This is a genomic window from Streptomyces sp. NPDC090994, assembly GCF_044768905.1.
Classification (GTDB): Bacteria; Actinomycetota; Actinomycetes; order Streptomycetales; family Streptomycetaceae; genus Streptomyces.
On sequence record NZ_JBIVWS010000005.1, the window covers coordinates 94,855 to 118,194 of the forward strand.

The following is a 23,340-nucleotide window of genomic DNA, read 5'->3' on the forward strand; positions in this document are numbered from 1 at the left end:
AGGGTGACTCGACCGCCGAACGGCAGCGCACCGCCGGGGCCGGCCGTGCCCGCCATGCCCTCCGTACCTCCCCAGGCCCCTCCCCCGCGGCAGCCGCAGCCCGCGCGGACCCCGCCGGGCCCCCAGGCTCCCCCCGGCCCGGTCCCGCCGCGCCGCACCGCCTTCGCCGAGGGCGTGGAGCGGCTGCGCGCCGCCGCCGTCACCGAACCCGGCCGGCTGCGCGCCCTCGGCGCCCTGCTGGCCCTGCTCGTCGTCGCCTTCGGCGCCGTCACCGCCTGGCAGACCACCGGCCGGGCCGCCGCCGCCGACGACGTGCTCCACCGCAGCCAGCCGCTCAGTTCCGAGGCCGCCGCCATCTACCGCTCCCTCGCCGAGGCGAACACCGCGGCCTCCACCGGGTTCCTGGCGGGCGGGCAGGAGACGGAGGAGTCCCGCGAGCGCTACGAGCGGGGCATCCGCACCGCCGCCGAGGGCCTGGTGACGGCCGCCGCCAACTCCGAGCCCGGCTCCGCCGCCGCCGGGACCGTCGCCGAACTCAACCGCCTGCTGCCCCAGTACAAGGGCCTGATCGAGCGGGCCCGCGTCTACAACCGCCAGGGCTTCCCGGTCGGCGGCGCCTACCTGCGCTACGCCAACGACACGATGCAGAAGCAGATGCTCCCGAAGGCGGAGGCCCTCTACACCTCGGAGAACCGGCGCCTGGACGGCGACTACGACGCCGCCGGGAGCTACCCCTGGGCCGCGATCGCCCTCGGTGTCCTCGCGCTGGCCGCCCTGGCCTGGGCGCAGTACCGCACCTACCGGCGCACCAACCGCGTACTGAACCCGGGGCTGGTCGCGGCCACGGCCGCCACCGTCGTCGTCCTGCTCTGGCTGACCGTCGGCCACAGCGTCGCCCGCTCCCACCTGAGCGCCTCCTACGACCACGGCGTCCGCTCGCTGAACGTGCTGAACGAGGCCCGCCTGGCCTCCCTGAAGGCCCGCGGCAACGAGAACCTCACCCTGGTGGCGCGGGGCGCCGAGAGCAGGACGGTGGGCGGCACACAGCACGACGCCTACGACCTCGACTACCAGGCCGAGATGAAGGTCCTCGGCAAGGACCTGGCCGAGGCCCGGCGGCTGGCCGACGACGCCGCGGGCGAGGACCCGCTGACCGCGGCGGCCGAGGACGTGGAGCAGTGGCGGGCCCGCCACAAGGCGGCCCGCATCGAGGACGAGAACGGCGACTACCAGCGGGCGCTGGAGATGGTGATCGGCGAGGACGACGCCACGGCCGAGTACTTCGACGGTGTGGACAGCCGGCTCGCCGCCGCCCTCGACCACGAGGAGCAGGAGTTCGAGCGGGCGGCCGGTGACGGGCGGGGCGCGATGACGGGCCTGCCCGCGGGTGCCGGCGTCCTGGCCGCCCTGGGCGCGACCGGCGCGGTGCTGGGCATCGCCCGCAGGCTGTCGGAGTACCGATGAGCGACGACGTACCGATGAGCGGCGACGTACCGATGAGCGGCGACGTGGCGACGGGCTTCGGCGGACCGAAGGGCGGCCGACCCGGGGAAGGGGGCACGAGGATGCGGCGAGCACGACGTCCACGGACCCGGCTGCGGGGCTGGGGCGGGGTGGGCGCCATGGCGTTCGGCTGCCTGCTCGCGCTGCTCTTCGTCGCGTGTCTGCTGCCCGCGTTCCGGCCGGACCCCGGCCGGGCCGGCGGCTCGGGCGGCGACGGGCAGACCGTCACCCAGGGCAGTCAGGCGCGCGCCGAGGAGGAGTGCGCCGACCCGGAGAAGCAGACGCTGTCCCCGGCCGGGGACGACGGCCCCACCATCGAGGAGATACGGAGCCGCCCCGCGGAGCGGCGCAAACTGATCGTCGGCGTCGACCAGAACAGTTACCGCTGGGGCTACCGCGACCCCAACAGCGGCGGCACGGCCGAGCTGGAGGGCTTCGACATCGACCTGGTGCACCGCATCGCCGAGGACATCCTCGGCGACCGGGACGCGGTGCTGTTCAAGGCGATCCCCACCGACCAGCGGATACCGGCGATCCAGGAGGGCCGGGTCGACATGGTGGTCCGCACGATGACCATCAACTGCGACCGGCTGGAGGACGTCGCCTTCTCCGCCCCCTACTTCAGGACCGGCCAGCAGCTCCTCGCCCCCAAGTCCTCGACGATCACGGGGTACGACGAGACACTCGCCGGCAAGAAGATCTGCACGGCGGCGGGTTCGACCGCGCTCAGCACCCTGGAGGAGGACCGGGCGGCGGGCAGGCTGGCCGCCACCGCCGACCTGAGCGTCACCGTCCCCAACCAGCTCGACTGCCTGGTGCGGCTCCAGCTCGGCCAGGTCGACGCGGTGGTCACCGACGGCGCGCTCGCGGCCAGCCAGGCCGCGCAGGACCCCACGGTCGCGCTCAAGGGCGACGCGTTCACCACCGAGTACTACGGCGTGGCGATGAAGAAGGACGCCGACGACCTGGTACGCCGGGTGAACAAGATCCTGGTCGACTTCCGCCAGGATCCCGACGGCTGGCGGCAGTCGTACGAGAAGTGGCTGTCGGCGACACTGGGGGACGACCCGGCGCGGTCGGAGCCACCGGCACCGCGGTACCTGCGCAAGAGCTGAACCGACCGTCCGATGTGTCAACCGTCAACGTCAACCGTCAACCGACCCGACCGCAGCGAGAGGTGATCGATGGGCGTCACGGGAGCCACCGGGCCGGTGATGGACCGGGACGAGGTGGACCGTGCGCTGGCCCGGCTCGGCGCGGAGCACGAGGCGATCGAGACCTCGCTCCTCGCCCTCCAGGACCACGCGGGCCGCAGACTTCTCGAAGGCGCCGAGCTGACCGGCGTCACCAAGGACCGCTGGGCGGACACGGAGGCGCGGATCACCCTGCTGTGGACGTACTTCGACGCCTACGCGGACGCCCTGCGCGCCGCCCGGGACGTCCGCGCCCGGCGCCGCTGGTCCAGCCGCGAGGACCTGGTGGAGCTGACGGAGCTGCTGCGCGGCGAGTGCGTCACCCTGTCCGGCGCCGGCGCCACCGGCGGTCTGCTCAGCGAGCGTTTCACGCTGGCGGCGCTCGTCGACCGGATGAACGAGCTGTACGCGTCCTCGCTGGACCTGGTGGTGGCCGCCGACGCGGTGTGGTCCGCGCTGCCCGCCCGGATCGACCTGCTCTCCGCCGAGTTGCAGCGCACCCGCCGCCTCGCCCACTCGGTCGGCGTCCGGCCCGGCGAGCACCCGGCCGGCGACGACCTGGACCGGATCACCCGCACCCTGACCCGGCTGCGCGAGGAGGTCGTCTCCGACCCGCTGGCGTACTGGGTGCCCGCCGAGGGCAGTTCGGCGCCCGGCGGCGGCCGGCCGGACACCACGGTGTACGACCGGGAGGCACGTGCCCTGGAGGACGTACGCCGGGAGATCGACGCGGTGCTGACGGTCCGCCAGGACGCGGAGCAGCGGATCGTGCGGCTGCGGGACGTGCTCTCGCGCGCCGACCGCACCCTCGCCGAGGCCCGCACCGCGCGCGGCGAGGTGCTGGCCAAGATCGCCGCGACGGAGGTGCCGGTGGTCAGCGGCCCGCCGACCGCGCTCCAGGAGCAGTTGGCGGCGGCGGCCGAGTACCGCCGGCACGCCCAGTGGCACCGGCTCTCGCCGCTGCTGGAGTCCCTGGAGCAGAAGGCGGAGGACGAACTGATCCGGGCCCGCGAGTCGTTGACGGCCGTCACCGCGCCGCTCGCGGTCCGGGCCGAGCTGCGCGGCCGGCTCGACGCCTACAAGGCCAAGGTCGCCCGGCACGGCCTCGCGGAGGATCCCGAGCTGGTGGAGAAGTACGAGAAGGCCCGCCGCATGCTGTGGAGCGCGCCCTGCGACCTGCGGGTGGCCGAGCAGGCGGTACTGCGCTACCAGCGGGCGGCGGCGGAGCTGCTGACCGGCGGGGAACGGGTGCCCGGCCAGGGCGGCCCGCCGGCCCGGGCGGACGGCGCGGGGCCGGGCGCCTGAACGGCCCCGGCCGGCACCGGGGCGAGCACCAGGACGAGGACGAGGGGGCGGCAGGGAGATGAGCGAGTCGGGCGGGCAGCGGGCGAAGGCACCGGACCGGGCGGCACGCGCCTGCCACCGCCCCGGCTGCGACGGCACGTACGAGGACGTCGGCGGCGGTGAGCTGTACTGCGGCACCTGCGGACTGGCCCCGGTGGTGTCCCCGTCCGGCGAGGCGCCGCCGGCGGCCCCCCGCACCTGCCAGCGCCCCGGCTGCGACGGCACCTACGAGGACGTCGGCGGCGGTGAGCTGTACTGCGACACCTGCGGGCTGGCCCCGGTGGTGTCCCCGTCCGGCCTGCTCGGCTCGCCGCCCACCGGCGTCGCCGGCCCCTCGGGTGAGGAGAGCGGTTCGCGCAGCGGCCGTACGTCCTCGCAGTCCTCGAAGTCCCGCCGCTCGGTGTCGGGACGGCTCTCCCGCTCGCTGTCGGGCCGGGCCACGAGCCGTTCGGTGTCGGTGCGCAGCTCCGGCTCCACCTCCGCCTCCTCCGGGCGGGGCCGGCTGGGCGCCGGTCTGGTGCAGGTCCCGGCGGTGCCCCGGCCGGACCCGCGGTCGATGGTGCTGGACAACCCCGAGGTGCCCGAGCGCAAGCGGTTCTGCTCGCGGGGCGAGTGCGGGGCGCCGGTGGGCCGGGCCCGCGCCGGGCGGCCGGGACGCACGGAGGGCTTCTGCACCAAGTGCGGCCACCCGTACTCCTTCGTGCCGAAACTGCGCGCCGGGGACGTGGTGCACGGCCAGTACGAGGTGGCGGGCTGTCTGGCGCACGGCGGGCTCGGCTGGATCTACCTCGCCGTCGACCGGGCCGTCTCCGACCGCTGGGTGGTGCTCAAGGGCCTGCTGGACACCGGCGACCAGGACGCGATGGCCGCCGCGATCTCCGAGCGGCGCTTCCTCGCGGAGATCGAGCACGCCAACATCGTGCGGATCTACAACTTCGTCGAACACCTCGACCAGCGCACCGGCTCCCTCGACGGCTACATCGTCATGGAGTACGTCGGCGGCAAGTCGCTCAAGGAGATCGCCAACGCCCGGCGCACCCCGGAGGGCCGCCGCGACCCGCTGCCGGTGGAGCAGGCGTGCGCGTACGGCATCGAGGCGCTGGAGGCGCTGGACCACCTGCACAGCCGGCACCTGCTGTACTGCGACTTCAAGGTCGACAACGCCATCCAGACCGAGGACCAGCTCAAGCTGATCGACATGGGCGCGGTGCGCCGGATGGACGACGCGGAGTCGGCGATCTACGGCACGGTGGGCTACCAGGCGCCGGAGGTCGCGGACGTCGGCCCGTCGGTCGCCTCCGACCTGTACACGGTGGGCCGCACGCTGGCCGTGCTGACGTTCGACTTCCAGGGCTACACCAACGTCTACGTCGACTCCCTGCCGGACCCCGACACCATCGAGGTCTTCCGGCAGTACGAGTCGTTCTACCGGCTGCTGGTCCGCGCCACCGACCCCGACCCGCACCGCCGGTTCGCCTCCGCGCAGGAGATGGCCGAGCAGCTGACCGGGGTGCTGCGCGAGGTCGTCTCGCTCCAGTCGGGGCGGGCCCGGCCGTCGCTGTCCACGCTGTTCGGGCCGGAGGTACGGGTCCCCGACACGGAGCTGTTCCCGCGGGCGCACGGCGAGGTGTCCCGGCTGGGCGCCCGTCCGCCACGCGCCCGGGGACGGACCGGCACGCCGCGCGCCCTTCCCGCCCAGGGCGCGCCGGCCGCCCCGGAACGCCTGGTCAAGAGCGTCGACGGACCACGGGCCGCCCTCGCGCTGCCGGTGCCCCGGGTCGACCCCACCGACCCCAACGCCGGTTTCCTGGCGGGGCTGATGGCGTCCGCGCCCGGTGAGCTGCTGGGCGCGCTGGGCGCCGCGCCCGCCGCGTCGGTCGAGACCCGGCTGCGGCAGATCCGGGCCCGCCTCGAACTGGGCGAGGCCGCGCCCGCGCTGGAGACGCTGCGCGCCCTGGAGGCGGAACGGCCCGACGACTGGCGGGTGGTGTGGTACCGGGGCGTGGCCGCGCTGGTCACCGGCGACCACGAGGGTGCCGCGCTCTCCTTCGACGCGGTCTACGACGCCTTTCCCGGCGAGACCGCGCCCAAGCTGGGGCTCGGGCTGTGCGCGGAGGTACTGGGCCAGCTCGACAACGCGGCCGAGTACTACCGCCTGGTCTGGTCGACCGACCCGAGCTTCGTCAGCGCCGCCTTCGGACTGGCCCGGGTCCGCCTGGCCACCGGCGACCGCCAGGGTGCCGTACGCACGCTGGAGTCGGTCCCGGAGTCGTCCATCCACTACACGGCGGCACGCATGGCGGCCGTGCGGGCACGGCTGCGTCAACGCACGGCCGCCGCCTCCGCCGTACCCTTCCTGGACGACCTGAGTGCCGCCGCGCGGCAGGTCGAGGCGCTGGACGTGTACGGTCTGGACCCGGCGCGCCGTGAGCAGTTGTCGGCCGAAGTCCTCGGCTCGGCGCTGGACTGGGTACTCTCCGGGGGCGGGGGTCCGGGCGAGGGGACTCCCGAAGCCGCCGGGGCCCGGACGCTGCTCGGCAGCGCTCTGGACGAACGGGGCCTGCGCTTCGGGCTGGAGCGTTCGTACCGCACGCTGGCCCGGCTGGCCCGAGGCGGCGAGGAGAGGATCGACCTGGTGGAACGTGCCAATCGTTACCGCCCCCGGACGTGGGTGTAGTTGATGTCGCAAGAGCCCCGGCAGACCGCTCGGCCGATGTGTCCCAGCTGTGCGGAACCCTTCGAGACGGGGGACCGTTTCTGCGGTGCGTGCGGGCTGGACCTGTCCGCGGTGCCCGCACGGCCCGCGGACGTCGCGAACGGCGCGGACACGGCGAGCGCGGTGGAAACGGCGGACACGGCGGACACGGCGGACACGGCGGACACGGCGGGCAGCACGGCCGTGCCGGACACGGCATACATGACGGACAGTCGGACCATCGTCATGAGCGGCGCGGAGCGGGGCGGACCGCCGCTCCCGCCCCAGCCCCGACCACCGCAGGAGCCCGACGAGTACCTCCTCCAGGCACCGGACCCGCGCATGAGCACACCCCTGTCCGCACCCGTACCCACCCCAGCCCCCGCCCCCGCCCCCGCCCCCGCCCCCGCCCCGGAGGGGACCGTGTGCGTCGCCTGCCGGGCCGGCCGGGTCGACGACGACGGGTACTGCGAGAACTGCGGCCACGCCCAGCCCCGCGAACGCGACCACATGGAGCAGGAGTGCGGCCCGCTCGCCGCCGTCAGCGACCGCGGCCTGCGCCACCACCGCAACGAGGACGCGTTCGGCGTCGGCCACACCGCGCTGCCCGACGGCACCCCGGCCTCCGTGGCGATCGTCTGCGACGGCGTCTCCTCCGCGACCCGCCCGGACGAGGCGTCGCTCGCCGCGTCCCGCGCGGCCAGCGAGACGCTGCTCGCCGCCCTGCCGCGCGGCACCCACCCGCAGCAGGCGATGCACGACGCGATCGTCGCCGCCGCGCACGCGGTCGACTCCCTGGCCGGCGACCCCGCCGCCCGGGAGCACACCCCGCATCAGAACGCCCCGGCCTGCACCCTGGTCGGCACCGTCGTCACCGCCGGACTGCTGGTCGTCGGCTGGGTCGGCGACAGCCGCGTCTACTGGGTGCCGACCGACCGCAGCGCACCGGCCGCGCGCCTCACCGAGGACGACTCCTGGGCCGCCCAGATGGTCGCCGCGGGCCTGATGAACGAGGCCGAGGCGTACGCCGACGAACGCGCCCACGCGATCACCGGCTGGCTCGGCGCGGACGCCTACGAACTGGAGCCGCACACCGCCTCGTTCAAGCCGGACCGCCCCGGCGTGGTCGTGGTCTGCACGGACGGCCTGTGGAACTACGCGGAGTCGGCCCAGGAGATGGCCGAGGTGGTCCCGCCGGACGCCGCCGCGCGCCCCCTGCACAGCGCCCGGGTTCTGGTCGGCCACGCCCTGGACGGCGGGGGCCACGACAACGTAACAGTGGCAGTGGTGCCGTTCCCCGCCCCGCCGCAGGGGGCAGGATCGGCCTGAGGCCGGACAAAGCACGCGCACGGGGGCCTCGCGGGCCGCAGGGGGCGGTCCGCTCACCGCCACGCCCCCGCCTCGGTGGGGGCGCTGTCGAGGGGGATGCGAACCGGCATGGCCGTTTTCTCGAAGTCGAACGCACCGCGATTCTCGGTGGACGTGTACCAGAACGAGTACCTGCCCGAGGGCGGACGCGAGGTCGACGCGATCGTCACGGTGACCGCGACCGGCGGCGGCACCGTCGGCGGCGCGGTCGCGGCGCCCCACCTGTACGCACCCGGCCAGGGCCCGTCGGCCGCCGTGGCGGTCATGGTGGACTGCTCGGGTTCGATGGACTACCCGCCCACCAAGATGCGCAACGCCCGGGACGCCACGTCCGCCGCGATCGACACCCTGCGCGACGGCGTGCACTTCTGCGTAATCGGCGGCACGCACGTGGCCAAGGAGGTCTACCCGGGCGGCGGACGCCTCGCGGTCGCCGACGCCACCACCCGGGAGCAGGCCACACTGGCCCTGCGCAAGCTCAGCGCGGGCGGCGGCACCGCCATCGGCACCTGGCTGCGACTGGCCGACCGGCTGCTGTCCTCGGCGGACGTCGCCATCCGGCACGGCATCCTGCTCACCGACGGACGCAACGAACACGAGTCGCCCGAGGACCTGAAGGCGACGCTGGACGCCTGCGCCGGGCGGTTCACCTGCGACGCCCGGGGCGTGGGCACCGACTGGGAAGTGAAAGAACTCACAGCGGTCTCCTCCGCGCTGCTCGGCACCGCCGACATCGTCGCCGACCCGGCCGGTCTCGCCGCCGACTTCACGCGCATGATGGAGACGGCCATGGGCAAGGAGGTCGCGGACGTCGCCCTGCGGCTGTGGACCCCGGCCGGTGCCACGGTGAAGTTCGTCAAGCAGGTCGCCCCGGCCGTCGAGGACCTGACCGGCCGGCGCACCGAGGCGACGGCGCGGGCGGGCGACTACCCCACGGGTTCCTGGGGCGACGAGTCCCGCGACTACCACGTCTGCGTGGAGGTCTCCCCCGCCGGCCTGGGCCAGGAGATGCTGGCCGCCCGGGTGTCCCTGGTCGTCCCCCGGCCCGACGGCGGCGTCCGCGACCTGGGCGCCCAGGGTCTCGTACGGGCGGTGTGGACGGACGACCTGACCGCCTCCACCTCGATCAATCCCCAGGTCGCCCACTACACCGGGCAGGCGGAACTGGCCCAGGCCATCCAACAAGGGTTGGAACTGCGCAAAGCGGGAGATGTAGACGGAGCGACGGCCAAACTGGGCCGCGCGGTCCAGCTCGCGGGCTCCTCCGGCAACGCGGATACTGCGAAACTGCTTGCGAAGGTGGTGGACGTGGTCGACGCCGCGACAGGTACTGTGCGACTGAAGGCGAAGGTCGAGGAGGCCGACGAGATGACTCTCGAGACCCGGTCCACAAAGACTGTTCGTGTAAAGAAGTGAAGAAGTAAGAAGTACCGAAGAAGTACCGAAGAAGTACCCGAGAAGCACCCAAGAAGCACAGACACAGTGCCGTACGTACCGCTGGAGCGGGACCTGTGAGGAGAGGGGGACGCGCCGACATGCCGACCTGCCCGAACGGACACCAGTCGGGTTCCGACGACTGGTGCGAGGTCTGCGGTCACCGCATGGCCGGTGCCGTGCCGCCGCCTCCCCCGCCGCCCCCGGCGGGCGGTTACGGATTCCCGCCGCCGGCACCCGGCGGTCCCGGAGCCGGAGCCGGCCCCGAGCTGTGCCCGCAGTGCCGTACGCCCCGGGAGGGCGGCGCTCCGTTCTGCGAGGAGTGCCGGTGGAACTTCCTCACCAACACGGCCACCTCGTACACCCCGGCCGCCCCGCGCCCCTCCTCCGGCCCGCCGCCCCACTTCCAGCAGCAGCCGGGCCCGCCCCCTCCGCCCCCGTCCTACGGCGGCGACTCCTATCCGGGGGCGCGTCCGCCGGAGTACCAGGGCTCCCGCCCGTCGCAGATCAACCGTCCCGCCGAGCCGATCCCGCAGAGCCCGCCCGGCTTCGGCTCCGACCCGTCCCGCCCGGTCCCGCCCCCGCCGGGCCCGCCGCCCGGCGCGCCTGGAGGGCCGGGCGGCCCCGGTGGCGCGAGCGGGTCCGGCGGACCTGACGCTCCCGGCGGCCCTCGCGGCACGAACGGCTTCGGCGGACCGGGTGGACCGGGCGGCCCGAACGGCCCCGGCGGTCCGAACGGCCCCGGCGGCCCCGGCCCCCAGGGCCCCGGCGCGCAGGGCCGGCCCGGCGCGGGCCCGCACGGCACCGCCCCCGGCGCCACGACCCCGGGCGGCCCCCCGGCCCCGTGGCAGCAGCAGGCCGGGCCGTCCGCCCCGCCCCCGCCGCCACCCGCGCCCGCGTTCCCGCAGGAGAGCAACCGGCAGCAGCCGAGCGGCCCGCCCCAGCAGGGCGGCCCGTCCTTCGGCGGCGGTGACGACGACTGGCGCATCGCCCCGCCCGGCGGCGGCCAGAACGGCCCGGGCACCCAGGGCGGCCCCGGCGGTCAGGGTGCTCCGGCCGGCCCCGGCGGCCAGAACGGCTACGGCTACCCGCAGCCCGGCGGCCACCAGGCCCCGCCGCCCCCGCCCCCCGGCTACGGCTACCCGCAGCAGACGCAACAGCCGCAGCAGCCCTACGCACCCCAGCCGCCCCAGCCACAGGCCCCCTGGACGGCGACCATCGGCCCGGACCGCGACTACTTCATGGCGATGATGCAGCGCTCCGGCCCCGAGGCCGCCGGCCTGAACCTGCCCGCGTACTCGCCCGAGCAGCAGCGCCCGCTGACCGGCAACCAGCTGACGATCGGCCGCCGCCGGCACTCCACCGGCGACACCCCCGACATCGACCTGTCGGTACCGCCGGAGGACCCGGGCGTCTCGCACCAGCACGCGATCCTGGTGCAGCAGCCGGACGGCGGCTGGGCGGTGGTCGACCAGAACTCGACCAACGGCACCACGGTCAACGGCGGCGAGGAGCCCATCCAGCCGTACGTGCCGGTACCGCTCCAGGACGGCGACCGGGTGCACGTCGGCGCCTGGACGACGATCACCATCCGCCGGGGCTGACGGGGCCCGGATCAGGCCGGGAGGGGCCAGACGTACGGCCCCTCCGGATCGTCCAGCCAGGCCCAGGAGTTGTCGCCGCCCACGGTGACGCCGTAGCGCTCCCGGGGCGGTGCGTCCTCCCGCTCCCACAGCGCGTACGCCTCCTGCGGGTCGAGGCCGCCCCGGGTCAGCGCCAGCAGGAAGCGGAACCGGTCGTCGTCCCGGGCCCGGCGCGGTATGCCGCTCAGGCCCGGCGCCGGCAGCTCCGCGGCCCGCTCGCCGCCGCGCAGCGGCACGAAGTAGGCGGGCGTGCTCAGAAACCGCCCCTCGGCGTGCCCGGCATCCCGCACGGTCAGCGCCACCAGCCCGGTGGCCAGCGGCGTCAGGATGCGGCCCCCGGGCCGGCACTGCGCGACCCAGGCCCGCGGCACGGCGGGCAGCGCACAGGTCGCGATGATCCGGTCGTAGGGAGCGCGCTCGGGCACGCCGCGCGCCCCGTCACCGGTGACGACGGCCGGGTGGTACCCGGCGGCGTCCAGGTGCCGGCGGGCGGACTCGGTGATCTCCGGGTCCAGGTCGACGGTGGTGACCAGAGTGTCGTCGCCGAGCCGGTGGCAGAGCAGGGCGGCGTTGTAACCGGTCCCGGCGCCGATCTCCAGCACCCGGTCGCCGTCCGCCACCCCCAGCTCGGCCAGCATCAGCGCCATCAGCGACGGCTGGCTGCTGGAGGACAGCAGCTCGCCGTCGCGCAGCCGGGTGGCCAGCGGGGTGTCGACGTAGGCACCGCGCAGCCAGCGCTCGCGCGCCGCCGGGTCGGGGTGCCCGTCCCAGCGGCGTTCGTAGCCGCCGACGGCGCCGACGTAGTAGTACGGCACGAAGAGATGGCGCGGTACCGCCTCGAAGGCCGCCCGCCACACCGGATCACCGGCCCAGGCGCCGCTCAGCTCGATCTCCCGCACCAGCGCGGCCCGCGCCGAGGCGGCGAGCTGCTCCATACCGCCGCTGCCCATGCCTCCACAGTAGGACTCTTCACCGTGGGTCTCTTCACCGTGGGTCTCTTCACAGGAGGTCGTAGGACCCGAGTCCTGGTTCCGGCCGTCTGAGACCATGGGGGACGTGAATGAGATTCGGCGCGGCACGCTTCAGGAGCAGACCTTCTACGAGCAGGTCGGCGGGGAGGAGACCTTCCGCCGCCTGGTCCACCGCTTCTACGAGGGGGTGGCCGGCGACCCGCTGCTGCGGCCGATGTACCCCGAGGAGGACCTCGGCCCGGCCGAGGAGCGCCTCGCGCTGTTCCTGATGCAGTACTGGGGCGGCCCGACGACGTACAGCGACAACCGGGGCCACCCCCGGCTGCGGATGCGCCACGCCCCCTTCACCGTGGACCGCGCGGCGCACGACGCCTGGCTGAAGCACATGCGGGACGCCGTGGACGAGCTGGGCCTGTCGGAGGAGCACGAGCAGACGCTGTGGAAGTACCTGACGTACGCGGCGGCGTCGATGGTCAACGCGCCGGGCTGATCCCCAGGGTGCCGCTGCCCGCCCGCCGTACGGCGACGGACCCGTAGGGCGTGCGCAGCCGCAGCCACGCGCCCGAGGAGACCAGCGCGAGGCCGCCCTCGCCACGCAGGAAGCCCAGCGACTGGGCGGCGTGCACGACCCGGACCGGCAGCCGGGTGCCCGCGACCGTGCGGGACCAGATGTCCCCGCCGATCCGGTCGAACTCGGCCCGGGTACGCCGCTCCGCGCCGAGTTCACCGGTCCGCGCCCGGAACTCCGCGATCCCGGCGGCGACGAGGGCCCGCAGGTCGTCCAGGGCCGGCAGCCCCGGCTCGGCCCGCCAGCCCCCGCGCGGCGGCAGCACCCCGGCCCACGGCGGCCCGGTCACCGCACGCGGCACGGCGGCCGTGGCGGCCTTCTCCGCCACCGCCTCCAGCAGCTCACCGGCCGAGACGGTCACGTCCAGCGCGTCGTCGAGCCCGTCCTCGTACGGCTTGGCCAGCCGCACCGCGCGGACCGCGAGCACCTCGAAGGACGGCGGCCGGCCGAAGACGGCGAGCGCGGTGCCGGACGCCTGGAGGCGCACGGCGGCACCGCGGTCGTAGTGCAGCAGCCGGGAGAGGAAGGCGGCGAGGTCCGCCGCCTCCCCCTCATCGGCCAGATGGAGCACCGTCATGCGGCGACGGCCTCCTCCTTCTCGTCGTCCCGGTACTCCTCCAGGAACTCCCGTTCCTCGGCGGTGATCCGGCGGGGCCGCTGCGCCTCGAAGTCGAACGGCACGATGACCGTGGAGGCGCTGACGTAGACCTGGTCCCCGTCCTTCACCTCGTAGGCGATGGTGAAGGACGCGGCCCGGATCTGGGTGACCCACAGCTCGATGTCCACGGGGGCGTGCCGGTGGACGAGCTGGCGCTTGTAGTCGATCTCGTGGCGGGCCACCACCGACCCCTGCTTGAACTCCTTGTCCGGGCGGAACAGGAAGTCGATCCGGGCTTCCTCCAGGTAGCGCAGGAAGACCACGTTGTTGACGTGACCGTACGCGTCCATGTCCGCCCAGCGCAGCGGGCAGCGGTAGATGTGCCGCAAGATCGATCAGCCCCGGGTCAGCTTCTTGTAGGTGGCGCGGTGCGGACGCGCGGCGTCGGCACCCAGCCGCTCGATCTTGTTCTTCTCGTAGGACTCGAAGTTGCCCTCGAACCAGAACCACTTGGACTCGCCCTCGTAGGCGAGGATGTGCGTGGCGACCCGGTCCAGGAACCACCGGTCGTGGGAGACGACCACGGCGCACCCGGGGAATTCGAGGAGCGCGTTCTCGAGGCTGCTGAGCGTCTCGACGTCCAGGTCGTTGGTGGGCTCGTCGAGGAGCAGCAGGTTGCCGCCCTGCTTGAGGGTGAGCGCGAGGTTCAGCCGGTTGCGCTCACCACCGGAGAGCACGCCGGCCGGCTTCTGCTGGTCGGGGCCCTTGAACCCGAAGGCGGAGACGTAGGCCCGGCTCGGCATCTCGACCTGGCCCACGTTGATGTAGTCCAGCTCGTCGCTGACGACGGCCCACAGCGTCTTCTTCGGGTCGATGTTCTCGCGGCTCTGGTCGACGTAGGAGATCTTGACGGTCTCGCCGACCTTGATGGAGCCGGAGTCCGGCTCCTCGAACCCCTGGATCATCTTGAACAGCGTCGTCTTGCCGGCGCCGTTGGGCCCGATGACCCCGACGATCCCGTTGCGCGGCAGCGTGAAGGAGAGGTCGTCGATCAGCACCTTCTCCCCGAACGCCTTGCTGAGGTTGTTCACCTCGACGACGACGTTGCCCAGGCGCGGGCCCGGCGGGATCTGGATCTCCTCGAAGTCCAGCTTCCGCATCTTGTCGGCCTCGGCGGCCATCTCCTCGTACCGCGCCAGACGCGCCTTGGACTTGGCCTGCCGCCCCTTGGCGTTCGACCGCACCCACTCCAGCTCGTCCTTGAGCCGCTTCTGCCGCTTGGCGTCCTTCTGGCCCTCGACCTTGAGGCGGGTGGCCTTGGTCTCCAGGTACTTGGAGTAGTTGCCCTCGTAGCCGTGCAGCCGGCCGCGGTCGACCTCGCAGATCCAGCCGGCCACGTTGTCCAGGAAGTACCGGTCGTGGGTCACGGCCACGACGGTGCCCTCGTACTTGGCGAGGTGCTGCTCCAGCCAGTTGACGGACTCGGCGTCGAGGTGGTTGGTGGGCTCGTCGAGCAGCAGCAGGTCGGGCGCCTCCAGCAGCAGCTTGCACAGCGCCACGCGCCGCTTCTCACCACCGGAGAGGTTGCTGACCGGCCAGTCCCCGGGCGGGCACCCGAGCGCGTCCATGGCCTGCTCCAGCTGGGCGTCGAGGTCCCACGCGTTGGCGTGGTCCAGCTCCTCCTGGAGCTTGCCCATCTCCTCCAGCAGCGCGTCCGAGTAGTCGGTCGCCATCTGCTCGGCGATCTCGTTGAACCGGTCCAGCTTGCCCTTGACCTCGGAGACGCCCTCCTGGACGTTCTCCAGGACGGTCTTCTCCTCGTTGAGCGGAGGCTCCTGCAGCAGGATGCCGACCGTGTACCCCGGCGACAGGAACGCGTCCCCGTTCGACGGCTGCTCAAGGCCCGCCATGATCTTCAGAACGGTCGACTTACCGGCCCCGTTCGGGCCGACGACACCGATCTTCGCCCCCGGCAGGAAGCTGAGGGTGACATCGTCGAGGATCACCTTGTCGCCGTGCGCTTTGCGCGCCTTGCGCATGGTGTAAATGTACTCAGCCAAGAGAAACCGTCCGGCAGCTTAATCAGGCAGTGGGCAGATACACCCCATCTTGCCGCACCGCCACCCCTGCGAGGAAACGTGTTCTCCAGGGAGGCCCTGACCTGGGGTTTCTGGGCGGACCCCTAACGGTCGTCCGTCACTGCCGGTCGCCTTCGATCGGCCTCGGGCACCCTTGGACGGCCCAGAGACGGCCCAGGACCGATCACTCAGGGACATGACATCCTGCGGCCATGACAGCAGCGGACGTGTACGACGATCTACGGCGCCTGCTCAACGAGTGGGACCCGATCGGCGTGGCCGACTCCGTGGACGACGAGTACGACTGCATGATCGGTCCGGTCCTCGACCGGCTGAGGGGCGGCGCCGACCGGGGGCAGATCCGCGCGTTTCTCCATCGTGAGCTGACCGACCACTTCGGATTGAGCCAGCCGTACGACGTGGACGGGATGGCGTACCGCGTCACGGCCTGGTGGGCGTCGACGCGTGTACACGAGGCATGACGCCTCCCCCGCTCCCTACTTACGGGCGCCGACAGGCCCGGAAGCGACTCACGCGAGGCAGTGCTACCGGTTGATCGGGATCTCGTAGACGATCTCGCAGTGAGCGGCGGGCACGATAATGTCCGCAGTCTCAACCGGCCGCCCCTGATCGCTGTAGTAGGTCCGCCGGGTGTGCGTGACAAGTGCGGCCTTCTGGGTGCCGAGTAGAGACGCCTCCTCGGCGGTCGCCTGCCGGGGCTCCGGCTGCTCCACGGCGTGGCTGACGGTGCCCCCGATGGCGGCCATCCGGTTCACGACGCCCGCCCCGGCATGCGGCCCTCCCTCGGGAAGGACGACGAGAGTGCCGGCCGTGAGGTCGTACGGCTCCCAACTCGTCGACAGCTGCACGGGGCGGCCATCGGCCAGGAACTCGTACGCGGTCCGGACACACAGCGCGCCTTCGCCGACGCCGAGCCGTGCCGCGATGTCCGCCGGAGCCGGCACCTTGGCCTCGGTCCGGCTCTCCCAGTCGCCCAGCTCGCCGACGGCCTTCATGTCCGCACGGAACGGCGACCCGGCGGGCTGCTCACGCGCCGACGAGCGGACGACGCGTACTCCACCGGGGGCGTCTCATGCCGTCCAGCGGGACACGGACCGGAGAGCTTCCAGCCGGCCGGCCCCTTCCTGACCTGCCGGGCCGGCGGGTCGGGCCGGGCGGTCCGCCGCCGTCACGCGTCCGTGTTCTTCCGGCGGATGACGAAGAGGGTCACGCCGCCGATCGCCACCAGGGCGAGGGCCATGCCGCCGATCAGGGGGGTGACCTCGGAGCCGCCGGTGTCGGCGAGGTTGACGTCCGGGGCGGCGACGTCCGTCGTGGCGGGGCTGGGTTCGGTCACGGTCTGGGTGGAGTCGCCGGCCGTGCTGCTCAGGTTCTCGCAGTCGAGTACGCCGGTGAAGCGCTGTTCGAGTCCGCCGGGCACGGTGATGGTGAAGTCGTAGGGCTGGTCCTCCCGGAGGGGGACGGTGACCGTGCGGGTCTCGCCGGGGGCGATGGTGTACTCGCTGTCCAGCAGCTCGAAGGTGAACGCGCCGTCGCCCTCGTTGACCGTCGTGACGTCCAGGCCGTCCGCCGTGCAGTTCTCCGCCGCGGACAGTGCGGGTACGGCGCCTTGCTTCGCCCAGTTCGCCGTCGCCGTCGCCGTGACCGTCGACTCGCTGGAGCCGGCCAGGATCTGGGTCTGGCTGCGGCTCACGGAGGCGAAGGCGCGGCCCACCGGCACGGTGGTCGAGGCGTGCACGGTCAGCTCGGCCGTGCCGGCCGCCGCGTCGTCGGGCACGTCGAAGTAGACCTCGGCGCCGTCGGTGACGGTGGTGACCGGCGCGCCGTCACCGTCCACGACCCGTACGCCGGTGGTGGCCGCGTCGGCGGGCGGTGTCACCGTCGCGCCGCCCGCGTCGGTGTGCACCGTGACCGGGCCGAGCCGCTCGCCGGGCCGGCCCGACACGGCGGGCGGGTCGACGGTGAGGGACGCCGTGGGTTCGGCCACGTCGCGGGCGTTCTTCTCCAGGTAGTCCGCGAGCCGCTCGGCCTCGGGGTCGACGGCCTCCACGTCCGCCTGGTCCGAGTACCGCCAGATGGCCACCTGGGTGCCGGCCGCCGCGTCCTCCTCGGTGAGGCCGCCGCGGACGCCCGCCTTCTTCGCGAGCGCCGCGAGATCGTTGACCTGCGGGTAGGAGTTCTGCAGGATCCAGCGGACGCGGCCCGCGTCCTTGTTGGTGCCCAGCGAGGTACCGCTCCAGGGCGTCTCCTGGTACTTGGCGTCCTTCTGCGTCGGGCTGAGGAGGTCGACGCAGTAGGTCTGCAGCATGCCGCCGCCCTCGACGGACATCTCGAACAGGCCGGCCGAGACCTCCTGGTCCCCCGCCTCGTCGTGGATCACGGCACTGCCGTACGTCTTCAGGCCGTCCATGGTCGCCGTCGCGCCGCCCTGTCCCCGTGCCGTCTCCTGCGCGGCGGCTTGGCCGGCGCCCGCCACCACGGTGGTGGCGGCGGCGAGCGCTGACATCAGCGCCGAGGCGGCCAGGCGTGCCGCACCTCGCCGGTGCGCGGACAGGTCAGTGAGCGAAGCAAGCACCAAATTCCCCTTCGAGCAGGACCGGTTGGCGTGGGGGCACGGTCCCACCAGCAGAATCAGCGGCCCCACAGGGCCCGTTCGGCATCCTAAGGATCTGGCGGACCGTGCCTCCCGGTGGGGCCGTCCGATCACCGATCCGACTCGGAATCGTTATCGCCACACCGCCGGTGAGCAGGGCTTATCGACAAATCCACCCCGGTTCGACCGGCATGCATCCGCCGATAAGCCGCCAACCGCCCCCATGCCCGTCATGTCACCGCCGCGGGTTCCGGGCGCCGTGCGCCGTCCTGGTCCTCGGACGCGCCCGCCGGTGTCTCCCAGTCGGGCTCGGGACGCGCCGCGGAGGCCGCCGTCTCCGGCCTGGTCACCCGCCGGAAGGCCGACGTCCCGCGTGCCATGTCGTGGCCGATGGCCACCGCGTCGATGTCCGCCGAGGTCCAGCTCTGTCCCTCGCGCACGTCGGTCCGTACCTTCAGCCTGCCCTGCACGATGACCGGTTCCCCCACCTCCAGCGACCCCGACACGTTGGTGGCGAGCTGGCGGTTGGCCCACACCGTGAAGAAGTTGGTGTGGCCGTCCGTCCACGTGTTCTTCTCGCGGTCCCAGTAGCGGGAGGTGACCGCCAGCCGGAACCGTGCCGACGGGCCGTTCGCCAGCTCCCGGAAGACCGGCCGGGTCGCCACGTTCCCCACCACGCAGACCATCGTCTCGTTCATCTTCGCCAACCCTCCCCGCCGACGGGGCTGTCCCGTACGGCCGGGGCGATCGCGTCCGTCGCGATCGCCGCACGGCCAGACTGCCCGGGCCGGGCCGGGCCCGCCGGGCCCTGTGGACCACCCCTCGGCTGTGGAAAACTCCGCCACCCGCACGGGTGAACCCACCGGCCCACCGGCCCACCGGCCCACCGGCCCACCGAGACCCCGCCCCCGCCCCCGCTACCGGCCCACCGAGACCCCCGCCCCCGTCACCCGCCCGTACTGCTCCCGTACCTCCCGGTACCGCAGCAGCTCCGCCGCCACCGGGTCCAGTACCCGGGCCCGGCCGCACCCGGCGGCCGTCTCCCGCAGCCGCCGTTCCGCCTCCTGGCCGTACCGTCTGGCCGGGCCGCGGGCCGCCATGCGGCAGCTCCACTCGATGAGGGGGCCGCCGATGACCCCGGACAGCATCAGCAGCACCGGCACGCCCAGGTTGGGGGACATGACGCCGGCGATCTGCCCCAGCAGCCACAGGCCGCCCACCACTTGCAGCAGTGTCATCGCGGCCTGGGACAGGACGGCCATCGGCCACCAGCCCGGCCGGGGCGGCCGTCCCGGCGGCAGTCCCGAACGGGCGGCCAGCTCGTCGAGCGCCTCCGGCAGCCCCTGCGCACCGCGCACCGCCGCCTCGCGCACCGCCTGCGCCCAGGGTGCGGGCAGCCCGGTGGACGCCCGGTCGGCCACCGTACGCACCGCCTGTTCGACGCGCTGGCGGGCCGTGGCCTCCTCGTCGGCCTGGGCGCGCAGCGGGAGCCGGCCGGTGGGAGGTTCGCGCCGGTCGTGGTACCAGCGCCACAGCCGCAGCCAGGGTGTGCCGCACGCGCGGTTGGCGTTGCGCAGCCAGGCCCGTTCGGCCGCCTCCCCCGCCGCCGTGGCGCCCACCGCGTCGGCGAGCCGGTCGGCGAACTCCTCCCGCGCCTCCTCGCTCAGCCCCGTGCGCCGCCCGGTGACGTAGACGGACCGCAACTGCCGCGCGGCGGCGTCCACGTCGGCGGAGATACGGCGGGCCGGCGCCTCCCGGCCCGCGACGAACTGGCCGAGCAGTTCGCGCAGTTCACCGACGCCGTCCCCGGTGAGCGCGGACAGGGCCAGCACGGTCGCGCCCGGCTCGCCGTACTCCCCCAGCGCGATGCCGTCCTCGTCGAGCAGCCGCCGCAGATCGTCGAGGACCTGCTCGGCGGCCTCGCCGGGCAGCCGGTCGATCTGGTTGAGGACGACGAAGGTGACCTCCGCGTGGCCCGCCAGCGGGCGCAGATAGCGCTCGTGGAGGACCGCGTCGGCGTACTTCTCCGGGTCGACGACCCAGATGACGGCGTCGACCAGCGCCAGGACGCGGTCGACCTGTTCGCGGTGCTGTACGGCGGCGGAGTCGTGGTCGGGCAGGTCCACCAGGACGAGCCCGCGCAGTTGCTCGTCGGCGCCCGGCTGCTGCACGGGCCGCCGGCGCAGCCGGCCCGGGATGCCGAGCCGGTCCAGGAGGGTGGCCGCGCCGTCGCTCCAGCTGCACGCGATGGGCGCGGAGGTGGTCGGGCGGCGCACCCCCGTCTCCGAGATGTTCACCCCGGCCAGCGTGTTGAACAGCTGTGACTTGCCGCTTCCGGTCGCGCCCGCGAGGGCGACGACGGTGTGCTGTCCGGAGAGCCGGCGCCGCGCGGCGGCCTCGTCGAGGACCCGGCCGGCCTCGGCGAGGGTCCGGCTGTCCAGGCGGGTGCGCGACAGCCCGACCAGTTCGCGCAGCGCGTCGAGCCGCGAGCGGAGCGGGCCGTCGTAGGCGAGCGGGGTCACGGCGGGGGCGCCGCCGGAGGCCCGGCTCTCGGTAGCGGAACCGGCCGGGGTGACGGAACCGACCGCGAAGGGGTCGGCGGAGAAGAGGTCGACGGCACCGGTGGACTCGTTCACCCGCCGCGCGATCAGTCCGTCGTCCCAGGCGCCCTCGCCGTCCTCCGCGCCCCCCGCGCGCGCGGGGCCGTCCCGGCGGGCCTTGCCGGGAGCCCCGGACGCCGGGCGGCCGCCCCCCTCGTCGCGGTGTCGCGCCCGTTCGGCGCGCGGCCCGTCCCGCCCGTCCCGCCTCTCCCCGTCCCTCCGCTGCTCCCGTTCCTCCCGCTCCTCCCGTTCCTCCGTACGCCGTGCGGTGGCGGCGCGGCTCCTGGTGCCGCCACCGCCGGAGCCCTCCCTGCGCAGCAAGCCCCGCAGCCCCCTCCGGTCCTCGCGCCCCTCGCGGGCACCGTCGTCGCCCTCGTGGGTGTCCGGCGGGCCGTGCGACTCCGTGTCCGCCCCGGACGGCTCCCGGGCGGACGCGGTCTCTCCCGTCCGCCCGGCCGCCCCCGCGCGTCCGGCGCCCTTCCCTCCCGGGCCGGCCTCTGCCCGGGGGTGCGCGCCCCCCGTGTGGTCGGTGTGCTCGGTGGGGTCCTGGTCAGTGACGGCGGTCACCGGTCACCTCTCCTTCTGCAGTAGGGACAGCGCGGCGATCAGTTCGGCCTGCGGCTCGGGATGGACGTCAAGCGCGTCCAGCGGGGCGAGCCGGCGCTCGCGTTCCACGTGCATGATCCGGTCCACGTGTGCGGTGAGCAGGCTCCCGCCCCGGTCCCGCAGCCGCAGCGCGCCGTGGACGCCGATCCGCTCGGCCAGCGACTCCCCGGCGGCCCGCCCCCGGCGCCCGCCGAGCAGCACGGTGGCGACCAGGGCGGCGACCACCTCGGGGTCCGGCGCGAGGCTGCGGTCGAGTTCGCGGACCTCGTCCTCGGCGTACTCCTCCAGCTCGCGCCGCCACCGCCGTACGGCCAGCCCGATACGGTGCTCGGCGCTGTCCGGCGCGGGGACACCGGCCGTCAGGGCGGGCGCGGCGGCGGCCGGTTCGCGCCGCCACGCCTCGTCGACCCGCTCGTCGGCGGCGGTGACGGCACACAGCAGGAGCGCGCTCAGACTCTCCACCAGGGAGTCGAGCAGCTCCCCCGGCGTGCAGTCGAGGGGAAAGGCCCGCCAGCGCTTCAGCGCGTCCCCGGCGAGCACGGCACCGGCCTGCAGACGGCCCCGTACGCGCGCGTGCTCGCTGTCGTACGACGTGTCGACGGCGGAGGTGAGCCGCAGGGCGGCGGCGTACTGGGCGGCGGCGGCGCCGGCCAGCTCCGGCATCCGGGACTTCAGGGAGTTCAGGAGCCCGTACGCCGTCCGGCCCATCACATGCTGCCGGGCGGCGGGGTCCTGCGCCCGGTGCACGAGCCAGGTGCGCAGCGCGGCCACGGCGGTGGCCGGCAGCAGTCCGCCGCCCCACGCGGACTCGGGCAGCTCGGGCACCGTGAACCGGGGTACGTCGCCGAGGCCGGCCTTGGTGAGCAGGGCCGCGTACTGCCGGGACACCTCGGAGACCACCTGGTGCGGCACCCGGTCCAGGACGGTGACCAGGGTGGCGTCGTACTCCTTGGCGGTGCGCAGCAGGTGCCAGGGGACGGCGTCGGCGTAGCGGGCGGCCGTGGTGACCATCACCCAGATGTCGGCGGCGCAGATCAGCTCGGCGGCCAGGGTGCGGTTGTCGGCGACCAGGGAGTCGATGTCGGGCGCGTCCAGGAGGGCGAGGCCGGGCGGCAGGGTGTCGGCGGTCTCGATGCGCAGGACGCGCGCCGGGTTCTCGCCGGGGAACAGCAGGTCGTCGCCGGGGTCCTGGTGGGGCACCCACACGCGCGTGAGGTGCGGCAGCACCCGCATGCCGCTGAACCAGTGGTGGTCCTCCGGATGGCAGACCAGGACCGGGGTGCGTGTCGTCGGCCGGAGCACGCCGGCCTCGCTGACCCGCCGGCCGACGAGCGAGTTCACCAGGGTGGACTTCCCCGCCCCGGTGGAGCCCCCGACGACGGCCAGCAGCGGTGATTCGGGGTCTCTGAGCCGGGGCACCAAGTAGTCGTCGAGCTGGGCGAGGAGTTCGTCGCGGTTGGCACGCGCGCGTGGCGCCCCCGCCAGGGGCAGCGGGAAGCGTGCGGCCGCGACACGGTCGCGCAGGGCGGAGAGTGCGTCGAGCAGCTGAGGCCGTACGTCCAAGGTCACCACATGGGAAGAATGCCCAATTTTAGGGGAATTCTGAAGCATATGAGTATGTCTGCGCGCCGACCTGACACTTGGGGCGGAAGGGGCGAGTGGGGCGAGAACACAGTCCAGGCATAACGAGTGCACAACACCCGATGCGTGAGACGCCGAAAGCGATGCACGATTCGCACTCGCCTGCGATTATCGGTGCTGCTTCACCGAACCTCCACATCGAGCCACGGAGGGGAAGCATCAGGGACGAGGAGCCGGGAGCCCTATCCTTGTCCCCGGCAACGTCTTGCATCAGCCCGCTCCGCGGGCTCCACGACGTCAGGCCACCACACCAGGCCCCCGTAGCTCAGTGGATAGAGCAGGCGCCTTCTAAGCGCTTGGCCGCAGGTTCGAGTCCTGCCGGGGGCGCCACCGGTCCATCGCCGGTCCGGGCCGTCATCGATTCGGGCGTCGTCGATTCGGACTGTCGTCGATTCAGCCCATCGCCGGGTTCGCGCCGTCGCCGGTTCGGGCCGTCGCCGGTTCGGGCCGGCTCGTCATCGACATCGACATCGGCGTCCTGGAG

The 23,340-nt window shown here is 73.8% G+C and carries 17 protein-coding genes, 1 tRNA gene and 1 pseudogene; 10 read left to right on the top strand and 9 right to left on the bottom strand.

The window, feature by feature from the left end:
* The first annotated feature begins 54 nt into the window (after positions 1 to 54).
* From ACIQR3_RS13275 to ACIQR3_RS13305, 7 genes are all read left to right on the top strand, one after another.
* Positions 55 to 1,464 (top strand): hypothetical protein, encoded by a 1,410-nt coding sequence (locus ACIQR3_RS13275; RefSeq protein ID WP_403537932.1) that lies wholly within the window; start codon positions 55 to 57, stop codon positions 1,462 to 1,464.
* A gap of 101 nt (positions 1,465 to 1,565) precedes the next feature.
* Positions 1,566 to 2,618 (top strand): glutamate ABC transporter substrate-binding protein, encoded by a 1,053-nt coding sequence (locus ACIQR3_RS13280; RefSeq protein ID WP_403538431.1) that lies wholly within the window; start codon positions 1,566 to 1,568, stop codon positions 2,616 to 2,618.
* A gap of 69 nt (positions 2,619 to 2,687) precedes the next feature.
* Entirely contained in the window at positions 2,688 to 4,001 is a 1,314-nt protein-coding gene (locus ACIQR3_RS13285; protein ID WP_403537934.1) for a hypothetical protein, read from the top strand.
* A 58-nt stretch (positions 4,002 to 4,059) separates the two neighbouring features.
* Positions 4,060 to 6,717: a tetratricopeptide repeat protein gene (locus tag ACIQR3_RS13290; protein ID WP_403537936.1), complete on the top strand. Its 2,658-nt coding sequence runs from the start codon at positions 4,060 to 4,062 to the stop codon at positions 6,715 to 6,717.
* A gap of 3 nt (positions 6,718 to 6,720) precedes the next feature.
* The gene (locus ACIQR3_RS13295) at positions 6,721 to 8,064 is read left to right on the top strand and encodes a PP2C family serine/threonine-protein phosphatase (protein WP_403537937.1); all 1,344 of its coding nucleotides are present in this window, start codon (positions 6,721 to 6,723) and stop codon (positions 8,062 to 8,064) included.
* A gap of 108 nt (positions 8,065 to 8,172) precedes the next feature.
* Complete coding sequence (locus ACIQR3_RS13300; protein WP_403537939.1) at positions 8,173 to 9,519, top strand: hypothetical protein; 1,347 nt, start codon at positions 8,173 to 8,175, stop codon at positions 9,517 to 9,519.
* 119 nt (positions 9,520 to 9,638) lie between these two features.
* Positions 9,639 to 11,141, top strand: coding sequence for an FHA domain-containing protein (locus tag ACIQR3_RS13305; RefSeq protein WP_403537941.1), 1,503 nt, complete (start codon positions 9,639 to 9,641; stop codon positions 11,139 to 11,141).
* 11 nt (positions 11,142 to 11,152) lie between these two features.
* On the opposite strand, the gene ACIQR3_RS13310 is transcribed toward ACIQR3_RS13305, so the two are convergent.
* Positions 11,153 to 12,130, bottom strand: coding sequence for a methyltransferase domain-containing protein (locus ACIQR3_RS13310; RefSeq protein WP_403537943.1), 978 nt, complete (start codon positions 12,128 to 12,130; stop codon positions 11,153 to 11,155).
* Positions 12,131 to 12,227: 97 nt separating this feature from the next.
* Between ACIQR3_RS13310 and ACIQR3_RS13315 the strand changes: the two genes are divergently transcribed.
* A complete protein-coding gene (locus ACIQR3_RS13315) occupies positions 12,228 to 12,641 on the top strand; it encodes a globin (RefSeq protein ID WP_215165880.1) in 414 nt (137 codons plus the stop codon).
* Here the strand turns inward: ACIQR3_RS13315 and ACIQR3_RS13320 are convergent.
* Genes ACIQR3_RS13320 through ettA form a run of 3 tightly spaced genes read right to left on the bottom strand, consistent with a single transcriptional unit; the run spans position 12,625 to position 15,377 of the window.
* Positions 12,625 to 13,296 (bottom strand): hypothetical protein, encoded by a 672-nt coding sequence (locus tag ACIQR3_RS13320; protein ID WP_403537945.1) that lies wholly within the window; start codon positions 13,294 to 13,296, stop codon positions 12,625 to 12,627. The two genes, ACIQR3_RS13315 and ACIQR3_RS13320, sit on opposite strands and share 17 nt — an antisense overlap.
* On the bottom strand, positions 13,293 to 13,706 hold the full coding sequence (locus tag ACIQR3_RS13325) for an acyl-CoA thioesterase (RefSeq protein ID WP_403537947.1): 414 nt from the start codon (positions 13,704 to 13,706) through the stop codon (positions 13,293 to 13,295). Before ACIQR3_RS13325 ends, ACIQR3_RS13320 begins: the two co-directional genes overlap by 4 nt.
* A 6-nt stretch (positions 13,707 to 13,712) precedes the next feature.
* Positions 13,713 to 15,377: an energy-dependent translational throttle protein EttA gene (ettA, locus tag ACIQR3_RS13330; RefSeq protein ID WP_403537949.1), complete on the bottom strand. Its 1,665-nt coding sequence runs from the start codon at positions 15,375 to 15,377 to the stop codon at positions 13,713 to 13,715.
* A 230-nt stretch (positions 15,378 to 15,607) separates the two neighbouring features.
* Between ettA and ACIQR3_RS13335 the strand changes: the two genes are divergently transcribed.
* The gene (locus ACIQR3_RS13335; RefSeq protein ID WP_403537951.1) at positions 15,608 to 15,877 is read left to right on the top strand and encodes a hypothetical protein; all 270 of its coding nucleotides are present in this window, start codon (positions 15,608 to 15,610) and stop codon (positions 15,875 to 15,877) included.
* 63 nt (positions 15,878 to 15,940) lie between these two features.
* Here ACIQR3_RS13335 and ACIQR3_RS13340 read toward each other — a convergent pair.
* From ACIQR3_RS13340 to ACIQR3_RS13360, 5 genes and pseudogenes are all read right to left on the bottom strand, one after another.
* Positions 15,941 to 16,471: pseudogene (locus ACIQR3_RS13340) on the bottom strand (UTRA domain-containing protein); the annotation flags it as partial.
* Positions 16,472 to 16,584: 113 nt separating this feature from the next.
* Positions 16,585 to 17,922 carry a TQXA domain-containing protein gene (locus ACIQR3_RS13345; RefSeq protein WP_403538433.1) on the bottom strand — a complete coding sequence of 446 codons (1,338 nt, stop codon included), beginning with the start codon at positions 17,920 to 17,922 and terminating at the stop codon, positions 16,585 to 16,587.
* Positions 17,923 to 18,239: 317 nt separating this feature from the next.
* Positions 18,240 to 18,707 (bottom strand): single-stranded DNA-binding protein, encoded by a 468-nt coding sequence (locus ACIQR3_RS13350; protein WP_403537953.1) that lies wholly within the window; start codon positions 18,705 to 18,707, stop codon positions 18,240 to 18,242.
* Between the two features lie 219 nt (positions 18,708 to 18,926).
* The gene (locus ACIQR3_RS13355) at positions 18,927 to 21,176 is read right to left on the bottom strand and encodes a GTPase (protein ID WP_403537955.1); all 2,250 of its coding nucleotides are present in this window, start codon (positions 21,174 to 21,176) and stop codon (positions 18,927 to 18,929) included.
* 3 nt (positions 21,177 to 21,179) lie between these two features.
* Positions 21,180 to 22,787: a dynamin family protein gene (locus ACIQR3_RS13360; protein WP_403537956.1), complete on the bottom strand. Its 1,608-nt coding sequence runs from the start codon at positions 22,785 to 22,787 to the stop codon at positions 21,180 to 21,182.
* Between the two features lie 323 nt (positions 22,788 to 23,110).
* Here ACIQR3_RS13360 and ACIQR3_RS13365 point away from each other — a divergent pair.
* Positions 23,111 to 23,186: transfer RNA gene (locus tag ACIQR3_RS13365), tRNA-Arg, on the top strand.
* Positions 23,187 to 23,340 lie beyond the last annotated feature (154 nt).